General features: G+C 67.1%; 16 protein-coding genes. 1 reads left to right on the forward strand and 15 read right to left on the reverse strand.

Going from position 1 to position 23248, the window contains the following annotated elements; all coding sequences use genetic code 11:
- Nucleotides 1-115 precede the first annotated feature (115 nt).
- From AC1RMY_RS21840 to AC1RMY_RS21900, 13 genes are all read right to left on the reverse strand, one after another.
- On the reverse strand, nt 116-1753 hold the full coding sequence (locus tag AC1RMY_RS21840; RefSeq protein ID WP_492868098.1) for an arylsulfatase: 1638 nt from the start codon (nt 1751-1753) through the stop codon (nt 116-118).
- Nucleotides 1754-1786: 33 nt separating this feature from the next.
- Nucleotides 1787-2734 (reverse strand): formylglycine-generating enzyme family protein, encoded by a 948-nt coding sequence (locus tag AC1RMY_RS21845; protein WP_492868100.1) that lies wholly within the window; start codon nt 2732-2734, stop codon nt 1787-1789.
- 14 nt (nt 2735-2748) lie between these two features.
- On the reverse strand, nt 2749-3744 hold the full coding sequence (locus AC1RMY_RS21850; RefSeq protein ID WP_492868102.1) for an HAD family hydrolase: 996 nt from the start codon (nt 3742-3744) through the stop codon (nt 2749-2751).
- 520 nt (nt 3745-4264) lie between these two features.
- The gene (locus AC1RMY_RS21855) at nt 4265-5938 is read right to left on the reverse strand and encodes a hydantoinase B/oxoprolinase family protein (RefSeq protein WP_492868104.1); all 1674 of its coding nucleotides are present in this window, start codon (nt 5936-5938) and stop codon (nt 4265-4267) included.
- 15 nt (nt 5939-5953) lie between these two features.
- Nucleotides 5954-8005 (reverse strand): hydantoinase/oxoprolinase family protein, encoded by a 2052-nt coding sequence (locus AC1RMY_RS21860; protein ID WP_492868106.1) that lies wholly within the window; start codon nt 8003-8005, stop codon nt 5954-5956.
- A 61-nt stretch (nt 8006-8066) separates the two neighbouring features.
- Nucleotides 8067-9428, reverse strand: a complete 1362-nt coding sequence (locus AC1RMY_RS21865) for a TRAP transporter large permease (RefSeq protein ID WP_492868108.1) — start codon at nt 9426-9428, stop codon at nt 8067-8069.
- Nucleotides 9425-10078 carry a TRAP transporter small permease subunit gene (locus AC1RMY_RS21870; RefSeq protein ID WP_492868110.1) on the reverse strand — a complete coding sequence of 218 codons (654 nt, stop codon included), beginning with the start codon at nt 10076-10078 and terminating at the stop codon, nt 9425-9427. Before AC1RMY_RS21870 ends, AC1RMY_RS21865 begins: the two co-directional genes overlap by 4 nt.
- On the reverse strand, nt 10075-11139 hold the full coding sequence (locus tag AC1RMY_RS21875; protein ID WP_492868112.1) for a TRAP transporter substrate-binding protein: 1065 nt from the start codon (nt 11137-11139) through the stop codon (nt 10075-10077). Before AC1RMY_RS21875 ends, AC1RMY_RS21870 begins: the two co-directional genes overlap by 4 nt.
- A gap of 150 nt (nt 11140-11289) precedes the next feature.
- Nucleotides 11290-12270, reverse strand: coding sequence for a LysR family transcriptional regulator (locus tag AC1RMY_RS21880; protein ID WP_492868114.1), 981 nt, complete (start codon nt 12268-12270; stop codon nt 11290-11292).
- Between the two features lie 314 nt (nt 12271-12584).
- Nucleotides 12585-12794 carry a hypothetical protein gene (locus tag AC1RMY_RS21885; protein WP_492868116.1) on the reverse strand — a complete coding sequence of 70 codons (210 nt, stop codon included), beginning with the start codon at nt 12792-12794 and terminating at the stop codon, nt 12585-12587.
- 79 nt (nt 12795-12873) lie between these two features.
- Nucleotides 12874-14583 (reverse strand): peptidoglycan L,D-endopeptidase MepK, encoded by a 1710-nt coding sequence (locus AC1RMY_RS21890; RefSeq protein ID WP_492868118.1) that lies wholly within the window; start codon nt 14581-14583, stop codon nt 12874-12876.
- Nucleotides 14584-14856: 273 nt separating this feature from the next.
- Nucleotides 14857-16812, reverse strand: a complete 1956-nt coding sequence (locus AC1RMY_RS21895) for a L,D-transpeptidase family protein (protein ID WP_492868120.1) — start codon at nt 16810-16812, stop codon at nt 14857-14859.
- A gap of 105 nt (nt 16813-16917) precedes the next feature.
- Complete coding sequence (locus AC1RMY_RS21900; RefSeq protein ID WP_492868122.1) at nt 16918-18411, reverse strand: sigma-54-dependent transcriptional regulator; 1494 nt, start codon at nt 18409-18411, stop codon at nt 16918-16920.
- A 213-nt stretch (nt 18412-18624) separates the two neighbouring features.
- On the opposite strand from AC1RMY_RS21900, the gene AC1RMY_RS21905 reads away from it, so the two are divergent.
- Nucleotides 18625-20487 carry a M3 family oligoendopeptidase gene (locus AC1RMY_RS21905; RefSeq protein WP_492868124.1) on the forward strand — a complete coding sequence of 621 codons (1863 nt, stop codon included), beginning with the start codon at nt 18625-18627 and terminating at the stop codon, nt 20485-20487.
- A 167-nt stretch (nt 20488-20654) separates the two neighbouring features.
- Here the strand turns inward: AC1RMY_RS21905 and AC1RMY_RS21910 are convergent, their stop codons facing one another.
- Nucleotides 20655-22214: an outer membrane beta-barrel protein gene (locus tag AC1RMY_RS21910; protein WP_492868126.1), complete on the reverse strand. Its 1560-nt coding sequence runs from the start codon at nt 22212-22214 to the stop codon at nt 20655-20657.
- A gap of 101 nt (nt 22215-22315) precedes the next feature.
- Nucleotides 22316-23194: a hypothetical protein gene (locus tag AC1RMY_RS21915; protein ID WP_492868128.1), complete on the reverse strand. Its 879-nt coding sequence runs from the start codon at nt 23192-23194 to the stop codon at nt 22316-22318.
- Nucleotides 23195-23248 lie beyond the last annotated feature (54 nt).

Consider the following 23248-nt stretch of genomic DNA (forward strand, 5'->3'; position numbering starts at 1 on the left):
TCGCGCGGTCCGGCAACCTTCCCCACCTCGAACGGAAATGGGTTACGGGCACGGTGTCCGGAGCGCTCGACGGCTGGCGGTGCGCCCGGTCTCGGGAGAGCGCACCGTCCTCGCATCAAGGCATCGCTGCGTTTCGGAGCTGTGCCTCGATCTTGCTCAGATTGAACGAGCCCGGGGACTGGCTCGGCGGATAGTCCTTCATCGACTGCAGGAATTGCGCCGCAAGCCCTTGGATCGGCACGATGACGAAGGCGCGATCGAGGAACCAGTCATTGTAGACATTGGCATTGTGCTGCGCCTTCTCGAACGGGTCACGCCGCAGATGGAACAGCAGAGGCACGCGCAGCTCGGTGAAAGGCTCGCGCCAGACGCCGAAGGCCTGGCCGCGATTCTCCAGGAAGACGACCTTCCAGTCCTCGTAGCGCGCGGCAACGACCTGGCCATCGTCATTGACGTACCAGAACTCCTTCCGTGGTGACTCCTTCACCTTCCCGGAGAGATAATCGAGCTGATTGTAGCCATCGATGTAGTTCTTGTAGGGGCGGCCGTTCAGCGTCACGCCCTTGAGCAACTGCTCCTTGATGTCCGGCGCGCCGGCTGCCGCCGCGAATGTCGGCAGCCAGTCCTCGTGAGCGACGATGCCGTTCAGCGTCGATCCGGCCGGGAAAGTGCCCGGCCAGCGAATGAAGGCGGGCACCCGATAGGCGCCTTCCCAGTTGGAATTCTTCTCGCTGCGGAAGGGCGTGGTGCCGGCATCGGGCCAAGTGTTGTAGTGCGGGCCATTGTCGGTCGAGTAGAAGACGATGGTGTTGTTGGCGATGCCGAGATCATCGAGTTTCTTGAGGAGCACGCCGACCATGGCATCGTGCTCGACCATGCCGTCGCTGTACTCGTCCTGCCCGGACTTGCCGCGATTGGCCTCCTTCACATGGGTGCGAAAATGCATCCGCGTCGCATTCCACCAGCAGAAGAACGGCTTGTTGGCCCTGACCTGCCGGTCGATGAAGTCGATCGCCGCGGCGTTGGTCTCCTCGTCGATCGTCTCCATGCGCTTCTTGGTCAGCGGTCCCGTATCCTCGATCTTGCCGTCGGCGGACGCCCTGATCACGCCGCGCGGCCCGAAGCGCTTCCGGAACTCAGGGCTCTTGGGATAGTCGAAGTTCTCCGGCTCTTCCTCTGCGTTGAGATGGTAGAGATTGCCGAGGAACTCGTCGAAGCCGTGCTGGGTGGGGAGGTGCTCGTCGCGGTCGCCCTGGTGATTCTTGCCGAACTGGCCGGTCGCATAGCCCTGCGATTTCAGCACGGTAGCCATGGTGACGTCCGTCTTCTGCCAGCCCTCCTTGGCGCCCGGCAGGCCGACCTTGGTCATGCCGGTGCGCACGGGCACGTTGCCGCCGATGAAGGCGGCGCGGCCCGCGGTGCAGCTCTGCTGGCCGTAATAGTCGGTGAAGCCGACGCCCTCGCGGGCGATGCGGTCGATGTTGGGGGTCTGGTAGCCCATCATGCCGCGGTTGTTATGGCTGATGTTCCAGGTGCCGATGTCGTCGCCCCAGATGACCAGAATGTTCGGTTGCCGGCCGCCGGCGGGAGCGGCCGGCCGGGGCGCCGGCGCCGGCTGTTGGGCGATCGCGCCCGAGCCGACCGCCGCGGCGGTCATGAATGCGGTGCCTGACAGCAGGATCTTCCGCCGGTCCAGGCAGGGCTGATCCTCGATGGATGCCGATTGTCCGATGTGCTCCAGATCTTCCTTCATCGCGCGTCCTCCTTCCGGGTTCAGGTAGGGCAGTCACGAAATGGGCCTGACGACGCAGCGAAAGCCGACATGGCTGGTCGATGTGTCGACCGGCTCGGCATGGCGTGCCGCGGGGCGGTAGCGCCGGCAGTAGCTCGGCGCGCAGAGATGGGAGCCGCCTTTCAGGACCCGGCGCGGGATCCGGATCTCCGGCTGGCGCGGGTCGTAGCTTTCGCTTTCCGAGCCGCCGCGCGGGTTCTGCGGCACGCAGCAGGCCTTCGGCGCGTCGCCCTCGTGTCGCATAGACCAGAAGTCGGTCGTCCACTCCCAGACATTGCCGATCATGTCGTAGAGACCGTAGCCGTTCGGCGGATAGCTGCGGACGGGCGAAGTGCGCGCCCAGCCATCCTCCCTGGTGTTCTCGTGCGGGAACTGGCCTTGCCAGATATTCGCCATGTGGCGGCCTTCCGGCATCAATTCATCGCCCCAGGCGAACTCGGCATCCTCGCGCCCGCCCCAGGCGGCGAACTCCCATTCGGCCTCTGTCGGCAACGACTTTCCTGCCCATGACGCATAAGCCTCGGCGTCGCGGTAGGCGACATGGACGACCGGATGATCGTCGAGCCCTCTGATCGACGAGCCTGAGCCGTAGGGTTTGCGCCAGGTCGCGCCGAACTTGAAGGTCCACCATTGCGACCAGTCGCGCAGGTCGACCGGGTGCATCGGTGGGTCGAACATCAGCGAGCCAGCCCGCAGCATATGCGGCAGCGCGTTCGGGTAATCCTTCGGATTGGGCGCGATTTCCGCGAAGGTGACGTGTCCGGTCGCCTCCACGAAGGACCGGAACTGCCGGTTGGTGACGGGGGCCTCGTCGATCCAGAAGCCGTCGACGGCGACGCGGTGGCTCGGCGCCTCCTCGGGATAGTGCCGGTCGGAGCCCATGCGGAAAGTGCCGCCCTCGACGCGACGCATTCCCGTGGTCGGAGCGGGTCGGTCCAGCATCTGCCCCTCGCGTTCTACTTGCCGCCCGGAAAGACCGTCTTCCAGTCCGTCTTCATGTCGACGATGGTCCAGCCCTTCGCCCGGCCTTCGTCGAGCGCCTTGTCGAGCTTGCCGATCCGGGATGTGCGGTCATAGGCCCATTCGCGGTCCGCATCGGTGTGGTGGAGGATCAGGGCGAGGCGCGCCCCCGGACCGGCTGCCGTGTATTGCAGCATCTGCAGGTCGCCGTCGGAGTTGCCGAAGGCGAGGATCGGGCGTCGCCCTATGAAGCGGTTGATGCCGACGGGCTTTCCCGGGCCGTCATCGACGAACTCGACCTTGTTCTCCTTGAAAAGCTCGGGCTTGCCTTCGGCGGTCAGCCGGAACTTCACGGCTCCGGAGGAGCCGACGACCTGCTCGGGCGGGATGCCGTAAACCTTCTCGGCGAAGACGCGCATGAACTCGATGCCGCCGCCCGAGACGATGAAGGTCTTGAAGCTGTTGGCGCGGAGATAGGCGAGCAGCTCGAGCTGCGGCTGGTAGACCAGCTCGGTGTAGGGCCGCTGCTTGGTCGGATGGCGGGCCGAAGCGAGCCAGTCCGCGACCGAGGCGTTGAACACGTCGGTCGTCATGCCCCAATGGCTCAACGCGATAACCTGCAGCAAGCCCTTGTTGTCGTTGGCCGACAAGCCTTTGAGGTCGCGTGCGAGCACCGAGCGATAGGGTTCCTTGCTCTTCAGCGCCGGGTTCTGGGTCACGAGCCGCTTGATTTCGTCAAAGGCGAACTGGAGCTGGAAGTAGACTGGCTGCTCGGCCCAGAGCGTGCCGTCATTGTCGAAGGTCGCGATCCGTTCCGCCGGCCTGACGAAATCGGGGCCGCCCTCACGGGCTACGCGGCCGACGAAGTCGAGGATCGCCTGTTTGCTCTTGCCGTCGCTCCAGGAGGGCAGCGGGTCGCCCTGGGCGAAGGCCGGGATCGCGAGAACCCAGATCAGGAGAAATGCGGTGACGGTCGCGCGCAACCTGGACATGCCGGTTCTCGCTCTTGCTGTCGCAGGATTTCAGGTCGCGAGGAGGTCCATTTGTCGCTGAGGGGCTTGTCGCCGCCACTGCCGACTGGCGCGGCGATCGAGCCCTCCGCGCGATTCCGATGGCCGCCGGGAGGATGATCCCAGCGCCTCGCCGGATCTGCTGCTGGTGGCGGCCGGGCATCGTGGCGCGCGCCGATTCGAGAGTTCCCCATCCATCGCTTCGACTCCAAAGCCTGGATTTTTTCTCGTCGTCTCCGATCCCGATGATGGCGCAGTGAATTCACCGCGACAAGCAAATAGTTCTGGTGCACTGCGTCGAAAGTCGCGCATTACATTACGAAAACATGATCGAGATATATTATCTTAATCCTTCACGGAGCCCGGTATTCGCGTGCTCATGCCGCTTTGACAATTCTGCGCGAGGCCGATCTCGAAACCGTCGGCGCACCGCCCTTCCTTCGTCACCGTCGCATTCCCGATCGGCCATGCCCGTAGGGCGTCTGACGGCCGATGCGACGCCTCAGTCCGCGTACCGGCACATCCTGTCACGATGGACGTCGGCCAGGCTGCGCTTTTCGACGGGGCCGTAGCCGCCGCCGCCAGAGGTTTCCAAGCGGATGATGTCGCCCTTCAGCAGCGGCAGATTGTTGATCTTCGAGCCGAGCGCCTTCCACTCGCCAGCGCGGATCAGAAAGAGTCTGCCGGCCCGGCCGGGCTCGCCGCCTTCCAGCCCATAGGGCTGGAACTTGAAGCGCTCGAGATTGGCGGTGAAGACGGCTGCCGGGCTGTCCACCCGCCATTCCCTGAAGAGGCCCAAGCCCCCGCGATGGCAGCCGGCGCCGCCCGAGCCGTCGATCAGGCCGTAACCCGTGACCGTCAGCGGGATGTCGGCCTCGATCATCTCGATCGGGATCGAGGCGTTGTTGTGCATGCCGTAGGAATAGGCGCTCAAGCCGTCCTGATCGTCATAGGCGCCGGTGCCGCCGATCTCGATCTCGACCAGCACGCCGCGCTCGCCTTTCTCGCCAATCGTCTGGAAGGAGCAGACATAGGAGACGCCGTAATAGGCAGCCGGCACACGCCCCGGCACGGCCTGGTGCAGCGCCCCGAACATCGTCGTCGCCAGCCGGTGCGCGACCGCGACCCGGTTCGCGACCGGAGCAGGGTGGGACGGGTTGACGATCAGCCCATCGGGCGCGATCACCGTGACCGGCCGGTAGCAGCCGGCATTGGCCGGGATGTCGCGATCGGCGATCGCCATCACCGCGTAGTAGATGGCCGATCCAGAGGAAGCGAGCGTGGCGTTGATCGGCCCGGTCGCCTGCTTGCCGCAACCGGAGAGATCGACGATCATCTCCTCGCCCTTCACCTCGATCGCGGTGTGGATGCGGATCGGCTCCGGGACGATGCCGTCATCGTCGAGGAAATCCTCGAAGCTGTAGCGCCCGTCGGGGATGCGCCCGATCATGGCGCGCACCGCCCGCTCGGAGCCGTCGAGCAGCCGGCGGCAGACCTCGATGATGGTTTCCGCGCCAAAGCGGGCGGCGAGGCGCTGCATCGTGCCGTGGCCGACGGCAAGCGAGGCGAGTTGGGCCTGGAGATCGCCCATCAGCATGTCCGGCCTGCGCACGTTCTGGCGCATCATCGCCAGCACGTCCTCGTTCATCACCCCGCCGCGCACCAGCTTGAGCGGCGGGATGCGCAGCCCTTCCTGGAAGATCTCGGTCGCAGTCGCGGCATAGCTGCCTGCGGCCATGCCGCCCATGTCGAGATGGTGGCAGAGCGTGCCGACGATCGCGATGCGCTGCCCCTCCGCATAGACCGGGCGATAGGCCAGGATGTCGGGGATATGCTGGCCGCCGCAATAGGGGTCGTTGGTGATGACGACGTCGCCTTCCGCCCATTGATCGAGCGGCAGGAAGTCGCGGACGATGGTCAACAGGCCGGCGCTCATCGAGTTGAGATGGCCCGGGATGCGGGCCGACTGGGCGATGTTGTAGCCGTCGCGGTCGAATACGGCCGTCGAGTAGTCCAGCATCTCGCGCACGATCGTCGAGCGGCTGGTGCGCCAGACGGTGACGTCCATCTCGGCGGCCGTCGCCGTGAAGGCGTTGCGCAGGACCTCGATGGTGACGGGGCCGAGATCGGCGGCTGCGGCCGGGGACATAGGCAAGCGGGGCATGGGGGCGTTCATGGCATCGTCTCCCGGTCAGTTCTTGCGGGCGATCAGGGTGCCCATCGGGCCGGGCACGCAGGCCCATCCGGCGGTGAGCAGGATCGTGGTGTATTCTTCCTCGACCAGCGCCGGGCCGGCGATCTCGCCGGCGAGCGCGCTGCGGCGGAACACGGCGACTTCGCTCCATTGGCCGTCGAGCAGCACGGGCCGGGTTTCCATCGCTTCGGACGGTCCGGCGGCGAGAGTGGCTGCAGTGCTGGCCGTCCCGTTCGAGAGCACGCCGACGGCGGCGAGCCGCAGCGCCACCATCTCCACCGCCGCATTTTCATCCGCATAGGAGAAGCGCTGGGCATGGCCCTCGTGGAAGTCGGCGATGACGCGCGCAAGCGCCTCTTCCGTACCGGCGGCCTCCGGCCAGGGCACGACGAGTTCGGAAGCCTGGCCCTTGTAGCGCAGGTCCGCCGAGACGCCGTAGCGACGGGCGTCGGGCGACACGCCGTCTTCCGTCAGCAGCGCTTCTGCCTGTGCCCGCAACTCGGCGAGCATCGCCGCGATCTGGGGAAGGCTTGCCGCGGTCGCGGGCATGACGCGGCTGCGGGCGAGATCGTGGACGATGTCGGAATGCAGGATGCCATAGGCCGAGAACGTCGAGGCATCGGCCGGGAAGACCACTTCGGAGACGCCGAGTTCCTCGGCAACCGGTATCGCATGCAGCCCGCCGGCGCCGCCGAAGGAGACGAGGCTGAAATCGCGCGGATCGAGGCCCTTTTCGAAGAGGCTGAGCCGCGCGGCGGCGGCCAGACTCGTATTCGTCACCGTCATCATGCCGTCGACCGCCTCCGACATCGACAGACCGAGCGGCGCGCCGACCCTGGTCTCGATGGCGCGGCGGGCGCCGTCGAGATCGAGCTTCATGGCGCCGCCGAGGAAATAGCGCGGGTCGAGGCGGCCCATGACGAGGTTGGCGTCGGTCACGGTCGGCTCCGTGCCGCCACGGTCATAGCAGACCGGGCCGGGGCGCGAGCCGGCGCTGCGCGGGCCGACACGCAGGCGCCCGGCCTCGTCGATCGAGGCGATCGAGCCGCCGCCGGAGCCGATGGTGCGGATCTCGATCATCGGCAGGCGCACCGGCAATTCGTCGATCTCGCCCTGGGTCATCTGGGTCACCGCGCCGTCGCGGACGACGCAGACATCGAAGCTGGTGCCGCCCATATCGACGCCGAGCAGGTTTGGCCGCTCCAGCGCCTGCGCCATCCGAAGCGTCGCGAGTGCACCGCCCGAGGGGCCCGACAGCAGGAGCCGCGCGGGCTGGCGCTTGGCGACATCGGCGCTGCAGACGCCGCCATTGGACTGGACGAGAAGAAGTCGCGCAGCGATGCCGGCCTCGGCGAGGCGCGCCGTCAGCCGATCGAGATAGTTGCCGACGACCGGCAGCAGCAGGGCATTGAGGACCGTGGTCGAGGTGCGCTCGAATTCGCGGATTTCAGGGCTGATGTCCGAGGAGAGCGAGACGGGGATCGCGGGGAAGCGCTCGGCGAGCCAGGCGGCCAGCGCCTTCTCGTGGGCATCGTTGCGGTAGGCGTTGAGCAGGGCGACTGCGATGCTGGCGGGAGCCGCTGCCGCGATCTGTTCCGCGAGGGCGCCTAAAGCCGCGAGGTCGAGCGGCGTCTCTATGCTGCCGTCCGCTCGCATGCGCTCGACCACACCCAGGCGCCGATCGCGCCGGATCAAGGGCTCCTGCCGCTTCTGGCGGGCGCTGTAGATGTCGCGCCGGTTGTGTCGGCCGATCTCGAGCACGTCCTCGAAGCCGGCGGTGGTGATCAGCACACCCGTCGCGAAGCGGCGCTCCAGCACGGCGTTGGTGGCGATGGTCGTGCCGTGCAGGAGAATGCGGATGTCGGGCAGGGAGAAGCCGAAGCGGTCGCCCGCCTGCTTCAGCCCGGTCAACAGGCCGATGGAGGGGTCCTCCGGCGTCGTCGGCGTCTTCAGGCTCGCGAGCGTGCCGGTGGACTCGTTCAGGATCTGAAGGTCGGTGAAGGTGCCACCGATATCGATGCCGATGCGGATGAAGGGAGCGGAAGTCACGGGTTCTCCAGTCGTCATGACGAGCGTGGCAAGGATTTGGGAGATTGACGGTTGGGTGTGATCAGCGCATCAGCGCCGGCAGCCAGAGCGCGGTCTGCGGCCACAGCATTAAAACGGCGACAGCGAGCAGATAGGCGGCAAGGAAGGGCATGACGCCGGCGAAGACATCGGTGATCGGCCCGCCCTTGGGCCGCATGCCCTGCAGCACATACATCACCGTGCCGTCGGGCGGGCTGATCTGGGCGATCTCGACCAGCATGGTCACGATCACGCCGAACCAGATCGGATCATAGCCGAGGCCGATGACGATCGGGAACACGACCGGCACCGTGGTGATGATCATGGAGAAGCCCTCCATGAAGGTGCCCAGCGCGAAATACATGCCGATGATCGCCAGCATGATCGCCCAGGGCGGGACCGGAAGCCCCGAGATCATCGTGGCGACGCTTTGCGGCACATTGATCAGCGTCAGCACGTAGTTGAGCAGATAGGCGCCCATGATGATCAGGCCGAGCAGTGCCGTGTTGCGCGCCGTCGTCAGGGCAGAGGCATGCACCATGGCGAAGGAGAGCCGGCGTTCGATCAGCGCGAAGACGGCGGCGCCGACGACGCCGAGGGCTGCGGCCTCGGTCGGCGTCGCATAACCGGCATAGATCGAACCCAGCACGAGCACGATCAGCACCAGTGTCGGCACGAGATCGGCGAGCGCCTTGAGCTTGATGATCAGCGGCAGCGGCGGCGGCTTGTCGAGCGGGTTGCGCAGGCCGTGCAGAATGATGATCGCGACGAAGAAGGCGGTGACGATGACGCTGGGGACGATCGCCGCGATGTAGAGCGCGCCGACCGAGGTCTCGGTGATCAGTCCGTAGACGATGAAGGTGATGCCGGGCGGGATCAGGTTGCCCATCGCGCCGCCGGCGGCGAGGGAGCCCAGCACCATGCGCTGGCTGTATTTCGTGCCCTCGAAATAGGGCAGGGCGACCGAGCCCATCGTCGCGGCGGTGGCGACGGAGGATCCGGAGATTGCGGAAAACAGGGCGCAGGCGGCGATGTTGGTGTGCAGAAGCCCGCCGGGCAGTCGGTTGAGCCAGACGTTGAGCGCCTTGTAGAGCCGCTCCGACAGGCCGGCGCGCAGCAGGATCTCGCCCATCAGCAGGAAGAGCGGCACGGCGATCAGCACGAAATTGCTGGACGGCCCCCAGAAGGTCTGCCCGGCGAAGGCCCAGAACGGCCGGTCGGAGAACATCAGCCCGGTCAGCACTGCGAGGATGCCGAGCACGGCGGCGATGTGGACGCCGGCGCCGAAGAACACGAGGAAGACCGCGACCAGCACCAGGATCTCTGCGATCGGCAGCGCCTGGCCGCCGGAGGCCGCGACGACGACGAGGCCGAGGATGCCGAGGAGGAAGGTGACGGCGATCATGCGCTGGCGTCTTTCCTGGCCATCGCGACATGCGCCATGGCGACGGCTTCGAGCGCCTCGTCCGCCTCGTCGTCGATGCTGCGCGAGCCGAGCAGCGCGACGATCTCGTCGTAATGGCCGCAGAACAGCTCGAGCATGGCCTCCAGCAGCAGCACCGCGATCATCGCGAGGAAGGCCGCCAGGCCGAAGGCCCAGATGCCCTGGGGGATGCCGAGCAGGATATGCAGGGCGCTGTTGTCATGCGCGTCGAACATCAGCGATTCCTGGAGCAGGTCCCACCCCGCCCAGGCGAGGAAGGCCGAGAACAATCCGAGCAGGACGAGGGCGAGAAGATGGAGGAAGGCGCGGGCGCGCAGCGGCATGCGGTTGACGAGGACGTCGACCCGGATATGCGCGCGCTCCGCCAGGGTGTGGGCCAGCGACCAGGATATGCCGCAGGCCAGCATGTAGCCGCTGATCTCGACGGTCGCGGCGCTGGAGACGCCGAAGGCCGAGCGACCGACGATGTCGGCGGTGATGAAGAGGGCGCAGGCGACGTAGTTCCAGCCTGCCAGATAGGCCATCCCGGCTGCCGCGCGATCGACGCCCTTGCGCAGGGCCCGGGCAAACCGCAGCGGAGCCGGGGTCGAAACCCCGGCCGCGCCGGTCAAGGCTTGAACTCCACCTTCGAGATCGGCGCGATGACCTCGTTGTAGACGGTGCCGCAACGGGCGCCGCAGCGCTTGACGAAGCCGGGCAGGACGGTGCTCTCCATGATCTGGCGCACGAGCACCTTGTCGGCCTCGGTCGACTTGACCTCGGTCATAGGCCGAGCGGCGAGCGAATGGATCTTGCAGGCGTCCTTGTTGCCGATGTTGCAGTCGATGCCGTCGCGCGTCGCGGCATCGCCGAGCTTCCAGAGCGCGTCGGTCATCTCGGCGAAGGTCTTCTCGAGCAGCACTTTGCTGGGCGCGTCGAGCTTGTTCCACCAGGCAACGTTGACCATGTAGCCGGCTACCGCCCAGGACAGCGGCAGATCGGAGATGTGGCTCGCCACCTCCGGCCAGCGTGCGGCGGCGCCCGAGCCCGTGCCCGTGACGGCGCAGTCGACGACGCCGCGTTCGAGCGCGCTGTAGACCTCGGGGAAGCCGATGCTCACCGGCTGGCCGCCGATGGTCTGGACGAGATCGACCAGCGAGTTGCCGAAGGTGCGGATCTTGCGACCCTTGAGGTCCGAGAGCGTTGTGAAGGGCTGGCGGCAGAACAGCACCTGCGCCGGGAAGGGATAGGTCACCACGAGGCGCGTGTTGAAGCGCTCCAGCTCCTTGTTGGCGATCGGCAGCATCGCGTCGGCGATCTTGCGGGCCATGCCGATGTCGGGGCTTAGGCCGGAGAGGTCGATGCCGTCGAGCAGCGGCACGTCGCCGGACAGGGTGGTGAGCGTGCCGGCGCCGATGTCGACCTGGCCGGAGCGGACGAGACGGACGATCTCGGCGCCGCCGAGATTGCGCTCGGCATGGGATGAGAGCTGGATCGTGAACTGGCCGTTCGAGGCCTTGGCGAGGCCGTCGCGCAGCAGCGGCTGGTCGACGAGGGTATACTGGGCGCTGGTCGGCAGCGGCTGCGTCACCGCCGAGATGGTCAGCTTGGGCAGGGCGGTCTGCGCCGATACGGCTGCGGCGGTCGTGAGCGCCGCAAGCAGTGCTCCGCCGGTCAAAATGCTCTTCATCATCGCTGTGAGCCTCGGTTGTTGTTGTTCCCCTGATGGCCCCGCGCTTATGGCTGTCTCGCTCCCCGCCTCGCCTGTGATCGGCGATTGCTATCCTGAACTGACGATCCTCGTTCTGCTGGGTTTCAGCCCGGACAGCCGTTCCGGCTGTCTTCAGGGCGTGATTTGAAGGCTATTGGCCCTGCACTGTCGAATTGTGTTTTTGGATCGGGGTGATCGGGAATTCCGATCGGACGGTGGCCGCTCCTCGAGCGTCTTTCCAATCTGGCAGGCATGCCTTGCGACCAGCGCGGCCAGGAAATTGTTGGGCTTGCGCAGATAGGCGATCTGGAAGCCGTTGGGCGGCAGCGTGACGCCCTCGACCTCGATCCGGCGCAGCCGGCCCCGTTCGATCTCCTCGCGCACCAGCGCCAGCGGCAGGATGCAGCTTCCCATGCCGTCGAGCGCCATGCGGATCATGATCGTCAGCGAGGCGCTGCCCCAGAGCCGGACCTGCTCGCGGCCCTCGCCGGCCAGAGCCCGCTTGATCTCCTCCGCCAGCGGGCTCGAATGCGAGAAGCTGATGATCGGCCATTGCGCCAGCCGGGCGAGGGTCAACGGTCCCTCTCCGATCGGAAGCTCAGGGCTTGCCACCCAGCCCAGCGGCAGATGGCAAAGGCGCTGGTTGATCGCGCGCGGATCGGCGACGGGGCCGACCTGCATGCTGAGATCGACCTGTCCGCGCAGAAGCTGCTCGCAGAGCACGTTGGTCGTGTCCACGACCATGTCGACGACCAGTTCGGGATAGTTGGCGTTGATGACCGCGATCAGCTTCGGCATCAGGGCGTGCACCAGCGTTTCGGCGACGCCGAGCCGCAGCACGCCGCGCACGGCATCGGCGCGCGAGACGACGGCGCGGGCCTCCGTCATGATCGAGAGCATGCGCTCGGCATATTCCAGCAGCACGGTGCCCTCCCGGGTTAGCGTCGTGCGCTTCTGCGGCGGGCCGAACAGGGTGGTGCCGAAATGGCTTTCGAGCTGGTCGATGCGCGCTGAGATCGAGGGCTGGGTGGTGTTGAGATGCCCGGCGGCCGCCCTGAACCCGCCGAGCCGCGCCACCCAGACGAAGGTTTCCAGGCATTTCAGATCGTTCATGCTCAGCCAGCCTCACGGGAGCCGCGGGACGTCGCGCCGGCGGCAAGCCGAGAGGCGCTGCCATCACCGGCTAGCATCATCCGTGCCGAAGCCGCGCGGGCGCGCTGTCAGAGGCGGAAAGCGATCTCGAGTATGGGGGCGCGCGCTTCGGCCTGCTCGCCGCGGGGGGCGCGGTCGCGTGCGGCAAAGCCGTCGATCAGACGGCCGTCGTTCGACAGGTCTCGCTTCGACAGGCCTTGCAAGAATGCGCGGCAGACTGCGCCGGCTTGGGCGATGCGGCGCGGTCGATCAGCGAATGCGCCGAGCTGGTGGTGTCAGCCGCGTTCGCATTCGGCGAGATAGGCGGCTTCCAGCATTTCGCGGCAGGCGGCGGCCTGTTCGCGCACGGCTTCGAGGGTGACGTGGTTGCCGATATCGGTCAGGTCGCGTAGCGCAAAATCCACGGCCGACAGCAGATCGAGCGCGAGGCCGACCGGGGCCTCTTTCCGCACTTGCGGCAGTCGAAACTGCAGAACCTGTCCCATGTCACTCTCACTGCTGACGAATCGCCGGCAGTGTGGCGCGAGCCGGGTCGCCAATCCGTTAACGCGGGCGGCGGTCGGTTCAGTTCTGAACGAAGTTGGTAGGCAGCGCGCGGACGGCCGGGCCGCTAAAGGAGCCGGTCCTGGCGTCGCTCGGTTCGGCATGGCTGAAGCCGAGCGCGGCAGCCGGGCTCGGACCCGCGATCGGGGCTATTGCCGGCGCGGTCGTTCTGGCGCGGGCGGTCGCGACCGTGACGCTCGTACCGGCCGGAGCGGGCGTACGCGCCACTGCTGCGAACAGGGAATCGAGGCCGGAACGGTCCGCGTCATATTGCGCCACGATCGGCGTCGGCGCCGGCGTCGGACGGGTTGGCGCGGCGGCTGCCACCGTCACGCCGCCGCCATGTGGACGGCTGGGCGGCAGCGGGTGGGTCACGGTGACGAGACGGCCTTCCGGCATGGCGGGCTGGGCGGCGGCCTCGGAGCCGCGCAATCCGGTCGGCGCGAGCGGGGTCGAACTGCCCGCCAGGGCGAACTGTGCGAGGGCTGTGGGCCGCGTCGGCGGCAAGGGTGCGTTGGTCGGCCGGCCAGCGATCACGGCTTCGGTCAGGGCCGCGACTCCGTCCGGCCGGCGCGGCGGCAGGGCCGCGAGGATCAGCTTCTGATCGGTGAGCGCCGGCTGTTGCGCGAAGGCGAGCGCGCCGCCGGATCCGGGAAGCGCCGCGACCTGGACTGCGCCTTCGCTCGGCGGCTGCGGCAGGGTCAGGCCGCGCGGGCGCGCGAGCGGGATCGGAGCGTCGATCAGCGAAGGCCGGCTCTCCTGCGGGGGAGGGGCTGCTGCGACATTGACAGGCACGACGGCCTGGGCTGCCGGCGGTTCGGGCGCACGGGGCGCCAGCCGCTCGGCGCGTTCCTGTGCGAGCGAGCGCGTGGGCGCGGGCGCAACGGAAGCCACGGCGAAGCGGCCACCATCCGAGGAGTTACTGTCGACATAGCCGCTATTGGCATAGGCCATGACGGCAGGCTGGGGCCGCGGCGCGCCGCGCCGGCCGCGGGTCGGGCGGGCGTCGGCCTCTTCCTCGTCGCCGCCGAAGAGAGCTGCCCAGAGGCTCTTGCGACCCGAAGAGATCACCGCGCCCTCGTCGAGATCGGCCGCAGCGTAGCCGGCGACGGAGCCGCCGCCAGCCAGGATTTCGGCCTTTGCCAGCTCGTAGCCGCCCATGGGTTGGCCGTCCGCGGGGAGATGGACGGTCTTCTCGTCGGGGAACAGACGCGCGAGCTGGTCGCGCGTCATGCGCGGCCAGGAGCGCACCGAGCCCGCGTCGAGATGCACGAAGGGGGTGTGGGCGCCGGGATAGAAGCCGACGCCACCGCGCTGGAGCCGCATGCCGGCCTCGCGGATGCGGGCGGTGGGCGTGTCCGGCAGATAGAAATCCATCGCCTTGCCGAGCATGTGCTGGCTGTGCTTGGCGACGGCGCTCGAACGGCGCCGGAGCATCGAATTGGTGCCGGGCGAGCGATAGGCGGAGACGACATGGAAAGGCTGTTCGGAGCCGACCATGCGCTGGACTTCCCAGGCGACGTCGAACAGGCGCGGATCCATTCGGATCGGCTCGTCGGTGCGCCAGTCGCGGAGCGCCCAGTTGAGCTTCTCCAGCGCTTCGGAGATGTAGCGGCCGTCACGCTTGAAGGTGACGGTCGTCTCCTCCTTGGTGTGCATGTGCCGGATGGTGAGCGTGCGGGTGTCGCCATTGGCGACGGCATCCTGCGTGCCGCGTACGCCGAGCAGCAAGGCGCCAGCCGCGACCCCCAGGGTCAGCGCCCGAAGAACTACCGGCTTCGAGCGCGACGCGAGCCGTCCCGAAAGCGTGGCGTTTGACCTGCCCAATCTGCCTGACCCGTCTCGATGCCCCGGCTGAGCGGCGCGAATGAACGTGAACGAACAGTTGCGGAGAAGCGTTAACGATTGGTTAGCAAGCCGAGGATCGGCGTGCCATCATTTTTTGCAGCTTGCTGGCTAGCTGGGGATCGTGGCGAAACGGTGCCCATATATCAGCCAGAGGGATCAGCTGCGCTGTTCGAGTGCCTGCCTGACCATGCGATGGAAGCCGTAAAGATCGTCGAAGGTGATCAGCTTGCCATCCGCACCAACGACGTGGGTGTTGTAGACGAGGTGAATCGGCAGCGGCAGCGGCAGGTTGATACGACGCTCGCCCGAGCCGATCAGGCGCTTCAGCCGCTCATGCGTCCATTCCGCACCGAGCACCTGGTCGGCCAGCAGGAACGGGTTGTCGACGCGCACGCAGCCATGGCTGAAGGCACGCCGCTCATTGGCGAAGAGCCGGCGGTTGGGCGTGTCGTGCAGATAGACCGAATGCTCGTTCGGGAACATGAACTTGATCCAGCCGAGCGCGTTGCGCTCGCCCGGCGGCTGGCGCACCGAAATGCCGCCACCCTTGGTGCGCGTCACGACATAGCCGCGCTTGGCCGCGTATTCCGGATCGGCTGCCAGCCCCGGAACGAACTCCTTCTTCAGGATCGAGGGTGGCACATACCAGGACGGGTTGACGATCACATGGTCCATCTTGTGCGAGAAGATGGGCGTGGCGGTCTCGGGCTTGCCGACGATGGCGCGTGTCTCGTGGACGATCCGGTCGTGGCGGATGACGCGGACGCGGAATTCCGGAACATTGACCATGATGTGGTCGGTACCAAGATCGGCCGGCAGCCAGCGCCAGCGCTCCATCTGGGCGACGATGTCCTGCTCGCCGCGGGCCCGCGCCGGCGTGCCGAGCGCGGCCAGCGTCTGCGGGCTGAGGATGCCGTTGGCGGGCAGGCCGGCCTGCTTCTGGAAGGCAGCGAGAGCGGTCGCCGTCGAGCGGTCGAAGACCGGCTCCTCTGTCGGGCCGAGACCGAGCCGGGCGCGCACAAGCGGTACGCGGTCGTCACGCATGCCGAGCTTCAGGGCCGGACCGGCGGGAATACGCACCAGCGGGGTGTCGTCGATATGTTCGCGCAGTTCGGCGAGCTTGGCCTTGAGGCGGCGGTAGCCTTCATGGGGCGGATTGTAGGCAGCGAGCACCGCGCCGGGATCGCCGGCGCCGCTCAGCTCCGACAGCACCTCTGTGGCCGACGGCAGATAGAGCGTCGGCGTCAGCAGCTTCGAAAGTCGACGGGGGTCGACGCGGGCGCCGCGCGCATCGCGGGCATAGAGCACGGCCAGCGCGGAAAGCCTGACATCGGCTTCCGCGAGGCTGCCCTTGTCGCTGGCCTCGAAGGCCGGCAGAGGATAGTCGGTCGGTCGCAGGCCATCCTCGGCGGCGCGGCCGAGCCTGGCCGTCAGGCGCTTGCCGGCCTCGCTCCAGCCCTTGCCGTCGATCCAGAGCGGCTTGTTGCCGTTCGCCTCATAGGCGGCGAGGATATCGGCGCGCTCGCGCTCGCTCAGGCGCGGCAACGCCAGCGCCTCGGCTGCTCGGGCGGTGATGTCGGCTGCGAATGCTGAGGTTGGGGGCAGCTCGACCACGACCTTCGGCAGGTCGGGCGGTGCGATCAGCGGCTCGGCCGAACGCAAAGGTGCGGGTGCGGTTTCGGGCCAGCCTTGGGGCTTGATCGCCGGAATCAATGCGGGATCGGCTGGCGGAAGCTCGATCTCTGGGATGTCGAGCGTCATCGGTTCGTCGGCCGCTGCCGGAGTGGATGGCGTTTCCGGAGTGACGAGGCTGCCATGAGGCTGGGCGGAGGGCGTCACCGCGCCGGTCACCATGCCGGGTTCGGCGTCGGGGACGCTGGCGGTTTCGGAGACGGTGCTTCCTGAAGCGCCTGGAGCGGCCTCGGCGCTGGCCTGCGGCTGTGCGACCGCGGGCCTTTCATGGTCCAGAATGACGAGGGCAGGCTGTTCCGGCAGCGGGATGCCCAGCGTCGGGTCGGTGGTGGCGCCACTTTCGGCGAGGGCGGCAGTGCATCCGAGTGAGAGCGCCAGAGCCGAGACGCAAGCCAGATTCGCCCATTGGCGACGACGCATGGTCGCTATCCCTGAATTCTGCCGAGTGCCGCATTCCTGCGTGACTCGGCCTGTTTCGACAAGATGCGGCGGCGCAACATGCTGCTGCAATCGGTTGGTCGCGGCTCAGGCCGCATCGGTTTCATCCGCGCCGGCTTCCGCCTCGATCAGCCCGTAATCCTTGAGCTTGCGGTAGAGCGTCGAGCGGCCGATGCCGAGCTTGCGCGAAATCTCGGACATGTGGCCGCGATAATGGCCCAGCGCGAATTTGATGATGTCGCGCTCGAGGTCGTCGAGCTTGCGCATGTCGGAGCCTTCGACGAGGTCGAGCGCATTGGGGTCGCGCACGGGCATCTGGATGATGCGCGGCGTGTCGTTGCGGGCTTCCGCCGGCCCGAGCGGCGCGGGCGCCGGCGGGATGCGGATGTCGAAGCCGTCCATCTGCGCCGCGATCTGCGGGAACTCGGCGACGGTCAATTCGTCGCCATCGGCCAGCACCACGGCACGGAACATCGCGTTTTCGAGCTGGCGGACATTGCCCGGCCAGTCATAGCCGCCGATCAGGGACAGCGCCTCGGCGGAGATGCCGCGCAGCTTCTTGCCCTCCTCGGCGGCGAAGCGGGCGAGAAAGCCGCGCGCGAGATCCGGGATGTCCTCGCGGCGCTGGCGCAGCGGCGGCAGCGTGATCGGGAAGACGTTCAGCCGGTAATAGAGGTCCTCGCGGAACTCGCCCGCCTTGACCTGGTCGAGCAGGCTCTTGTTCGTCGCCGAGATGATGCGGATGTCGACGCGCACCGATTTCTTGCCGCCGACCGGATCGACCTCGCCCTCCTGGATGGCGCGCAGCAGCTTGACCTGCGCGTCGAGCGGGAGTTCGCCGACTTCGTCGAGGAAGAGGGTGCCGCCATTGGCCTCGACGAATTTGCCGACATGGCGCTCGGTCGCGCCGGTGAAGGACCCTTTCTCATGGCCGAACAGGATCGATTCGACGAGGTTGTGCGGGATCGCGCCGCAGTTCACGGTGACGAAGGGCTTGCCCTTGCGGTCGCTGGAGCCCTGGATCGCGCGGGCCAGGACCTCCTTGCCGACACCGGATTCGCCTTCGACCAGGATCGGGATGTTCGACTTCGCGGCGCGCTCGGCGAGGCGTACGACGCGGGCCATGTCGGCGCTCTTGGTGGCGAGGTCCCGGAAGCCGAGCGTGTTGGCGGCGCGTCGCTTGATGTGGCGCAGTTCATGTTCGAGCGCGCCGAGCTTGAGCGCGTTCTTCAGCGAGATCTGCAGTCGCTCGGCCCCGACCGGCTTGACGACGAAATCGACCGCGCCGGCGCGCATCGCCTGCACCACGGTTTCGATCGAGCCGTTCGCCGTCTGCACGATCACGGGCGTGTCGATGCCGCGTTCACGCAGGGCGGCCAGCACGCCCATGCCGTCGAGCTCGGGCATGACGAGGTCGAGGACGATCGCGTCGAAGCGTTCGCCCTCCGGCCCGGAAAGCTGTCGGAGCGCGTCCTGGCCGGTTTCGGCGGTGACGACGTCGTAGCCGGAACGCCGGAGCATGGCGTCTAGCAGGCGTCGCTGGACGGGATCGTCGTCGACGACGAGGACGGTGGCGGTCATGGCACCTCGGTAGTCGGGCAGTGGGATGCTGAAAAACGACCAGCAGCGGAATCGCTGTTTCGTTCTGGGGCATCCTCGGCCAGAACGGTTAAGCGGTGCTTAAGCGAGGCGCGACCGGCTGCGACGCCGACAGCCTCACACCAGCGTTGATCGCGCCACCTGCCCCGCGCATATGAGTGTAGAGCCGGCCCGATCCTGCGAGGTGATTCAGAGATGACGATTGCGTTTGACGGGGTGATGCGCGCAAAGCCCGCCGAAACGGCCGCGGCCCGCACGGCCAAGGCCGCCACTGCAAAGGCGCTCGGCCCCTTGCCGGAATGGGATCTCAGCCATCTCTACCCGTCGATGGATTCAGCCGCCCTGAAAGCCGATCTCGATGGCGCGATGACCCAGGCGCAGGGCTTCGCCTCGCTCTATCGCGGCAAGCTCGCGACGCTGGCCGAGCACGACGATGCCAGCACCTTGCTGGCCGAGGCCGTCGGGTCCTTCGAGAAGCTCAGCGACCTGCTCGGCCGGATCGGCGCCTATGCGGGCCTCGTCTATGCCGGCGACACCACCGATCCGCAGCGCGCCAAGTTCTATGGCGACACGCAGGACCGGCTGAACGCGGCAGTGACCGAACTCCTGTTCTTCGAGCTCGAACTCAACCGGATCGAGCCCGAACGGCTGGCGCGCATCGTGGCGCAGGCGCCGCTGTCGCACTGGAAGCCCTGGATCGAGGATCTGGCCAAGGACAAGCCGCATCAGCTCGAGGATCGGATCGAAGCCCTTTTCCACGAGAAGTCGATGACCGGTCATGCGGCCTGGAACCGGCTCTTCGACGAGACCATCGCTTCGTTGCGCTTCAGGTTCGGCGACGAGGAGCTGACGCTCGAACTGACACTGAACAAGCTGCAAGATGCCGATGGCGGCGTGCGCAAGGCCGCGGCCGAGGCGCTGAGCGAGGTCTTCCGCGCGCATCTGCGCACCTTCGCGCTCATCACCAACACGCTCGCCAAGGACAAGGAAATCTCCGATCGCTGGCGCAAGTTCGAGGACGTCGCGGATTCGCGCCATCTCGCCAATCGCGTCGAGCGCGAGGTCGTGGATGCACTGGTTTCCGCCGTGCGTGAGGCCTATCCGCGGCTGTCGCACCGCTACTACAAACTCAAGGCGAAATGGTTCGGCCGTGAGGAGCTGGATTTCTGGGACCGTAATGCACCGCTGCCGCAGGTCGAGCAGCGCACGATCCCGTGGACGGAGGCGCGCGACACGGTGCTCGACGCCTATGGCGCCTTCTCACCGGAGATGGCGGGCATCGCCCGGCGCTTCTTCGACGAGAAATGGATCGATGCGCCGGCCCGGCCCGGCAAGGCGCCGGGCGCATTCGCGCATCCGACGGTGCCGTCCGCCCACCCCTATGTGCTGGTCAACTACCAGGGCAAGCCGCGCGACGTGATGACGCTCGCCCATGAACTCGGCCATGGCGTGCATCAGGTGCTGGCGGCGCCGAATGGCGCGCTGATGGCGCCGACGCCGCTGACGCTGGCCGAGACGGCGAGCGTCTTCGGGGAGATGCTGACCTTCCGCCGCCTGCTCGACGGCACGAGCGATCCGAAGCAGCGCAAGGCGATGCTGGCGGCCAAGGTCGAGGACATGATCAACACGGTGGTGCGCCAGATCGCGTTCTATTCCTTCGAGCGGAAGGTGCATGAGACTCGAAAGAGCGGCGAACTGACGGCCGAGGCGCTGTGCGAGCTCTGGATGAGCGTGCAGGCCGAGAGCCTGGGGCCGGCGATCCGGCTTGGACCCGGCTACGAGCCGTTCTGGTGCTACATCCCGCACTTCATCCATTCGCCTTTCTATGTCTACGCCTATGCCTTCGGGGATTGTCTGGTGAACTCGCTCTACGGCGTCTACCAGAATGCGGCAGAGGGCTTCCAGGAGCGCTACTTCGCCCTGCTTTCGGCGGGCGGCAGCAAGCCCTATTCCGAGTTGCTGGCACCTTTCGGGCTCGATGCGAAAGATCCCGGCTTCTGGCAGATCGGGCTCTCGATGATCGAGGGGCTGATCATCGAGCTGGAGGGAATGGAATAGGGCGTTTTCCCACCTTCAAAATGCGCTGTCATCCTGGGCGGAGCGAAGCGGAGACCCGGGATCCCATCCCCGAGCGCTTGTCGGAGAAGTTCCGGAATGGATCCCGGATCGGCGCGGCTAAAGCCGCTTGTCCGGGATGACCGCATATGGGGTTTAGGTAAGCTCGATCAGAACTGCACTCGCAGGCCCACCTGTGCGACGTTCGCCGTATAGTCGGAACCCTGCGCCGTCGAGTTCAGGCGTTCATGGGTGAAGCTCGCGCGCACCGAGAAGGTCCGCGTCAGCTTGTATTCGACGCGGGCGCCGAGGCTGGAGAAGTCCTCGCGCAGGTCCTGGCCGTCATATTCGGTGCGGCCGAAGCTGGCGATGCCGGTGATGATCAGGTTGCGGCGCAGCGCATGGGCGATCTCGAGCGTGGCGCGGTGGGCGCGGGTGCCGGACGAGCCCGCGATGGTGGTGTCGCCGAGTTCGGAGGTGCCTCGCAACGTCACCGTGGTCAGCGGCGTCGGCGACCACAGGATCGCGGCATCGCCGACATAGCCCTTGAGGTTGCGCAGGCGAGTGTCGTCGTATTTGCGGTTCTGATAGCCGCCCGAGATCTCGCCGGTGAGTTGGCGGCTGATCTCGAAGGTCGAGCCGATGCGCCCCGTGGCGCCGTCGGAAGAGCGCCGATAGCCGTTCGAATCGACCGCCTGGTCGAATTCGCGCGTGTCGACCTCGCCCTGGATGAAGGGCTTGAAGCCGGGCGTCACTTCGTAGGCCGCTCGCAGGCGCAGGCCGTACTGGGTCTGGTTGCGGTCCTTCTGGCTCAGGATCGCGCCGCTGGCCAGTTCCGCGTCCTCATAGTCGCTGCGATCGACCGAGCCGCGCAGGGTCATCTGCAGGCGGTTGAAGTCATGCGTCACGCCGGCCGATCCGCCATATTGATAGACGAGCGGGCGGCCAATGACCGGCGCGTTGAGATCAGGCGAACCCGGCCGCTGCGTATCGAGCTTCATGCGCGATTCGAACAGGATGCGTGTGTCGCGCGAGGCATCCAGCCGCAGGTCGAGATTGCCCTCGCCATCGGGGCGCGAGGCCTCGGGATTGCGGAAATAGGAGCTGTAGCCGCCGCGCAGCTTGCCCTTGAGCTCATGGACGTTCCAGTCCGACTGGATCTCGAGTTCGCCGTCGGTCCGGCTGAAGGGCGAACCCTTTCGGTCAGGACCGGCGCTGCGCTGCGGATTGGTGTCGTAGCCGATGCCGCTGGTGATTGCCGGCTTCAGCACGACATTGCCCAGCCGCAGGCCGAGCGGCGCATAGGGGTCTTCCTCAGCGCCGGCGCGACGGCGCGGCGGCGGAGGCGGTGGAGGAGGAGCCGGCGGCAGGCCGGTCACCGTCGGCTGCGGAGGCCGGAACTGGCGCTGGGTGACGCCGCGCACGGACGTCGCGCGCACCGGCCGGCTCGCATTCGGCGGGGCGCGGCGCGAGATCGTCGAGGCCTGGTCCTGGATCAGCGCCGCGGGGTCGCGCACCGAGGCGGGCATTGCCGAGAGCGGGTTCGCGGCGGGCTGCTCCGGCGCCGACTGCTGGGCGACATAGACGGGAACCGACGAGCGCAATCCGACGCGGGGCGCCTGCTGGGCCTGGACGGCGGTCGCGGCGAGCGCGAGGCTCGCCGCGGTGACGCCGGTCAGCAACAGGGTCGGTACGCGGCAGGACACGAGGCTCTCGTCGCTCCAAAGCATGAGCTCTGGCGCGCCCGGGAGGACGCGCATGGTTAACGGAGTTAGAACGAACTCGGTTAACGGCGCGTCAATGAACCGGCGTCGACGCTCGGGTTCGGCCCCTAGTCGGGCCAGCCATTGTGCTCGGAAAAGGAGGGCGGCGGCGCGAAGACGTAGCGATAGGTGCCGTTGGCTCCGTCGAAGCCGACGCCCCAAGTCTTCTCAGGCCCCGGACCGACCTTGATCGTCTTCGCGGCGGCGCCGGTGTAATGCTTCTCCTCGCCGCCGGCCTGGCCCCATTCGACGAGCTTGGCGAAGACGGTCCCCTTCATGTCTTTGGTTGGGACGTTCTCGGTCACCTGCCAGAGTTCGACCAGCGCAATGTGCTCATAGGGGCGGCTCTTGCTGTGCGTGACGACGCAGTCACCCTGGCGCACGTCGTTCATCGTCTTGCGCCGCCGGCCGGCGACCGCGTAGCTGCCGACCGAGATGTTCGGGATGCCGCTCAACCCGTAATAATTGCCGACGAGCCCGTTGCAGTCGAGCGTGAGGAATCGTTCCATGTATTCGGCGACGGTCGAGGCGCCGGCGGCCTGGCCCGCCACGTCGCGGCTGCCGCCGATGCGGCCCAGCGCGATGGCGAGCCGCAAGGTGTCGCGGATTTCGTCCGGGCTGCCCTTGCCGACATAGCTGTTGATCAGCGTGATCGGGTAGAAAGCTTCCAATGCCGGGATGTTTCCGAGCGGCCGCTCCTTGAAATAGATTTCCTTGGGCAGCGGCTTGACCTTGCCGCCGCCGCTGAGGTGCTTCTGCAGCGCGGTCTTCAGGGCGAAGAACTCTTTCTGCGCCTTCGGGCCGATGGTCTTGCGGTTGCAGCCCGGCTCCGGCCCCCAGCCCGAGCCGTAGCCGGTCAGACTGGTCGTGACCTGCGTCCCGTTGAGCGGGTGCTTGACGACGATCGAGGTGTAGCGGTCGAGATATTCCTTCGGCGTCAGCGGCATCGCACGATCTCCATCGCATGTGTCGCCCAGGCTCGCGCGAACGGGCAACGCGCC

It is taken from the genome of Allobosea sp. GW822-FHT03F07 (assembly GCF_058801345.1).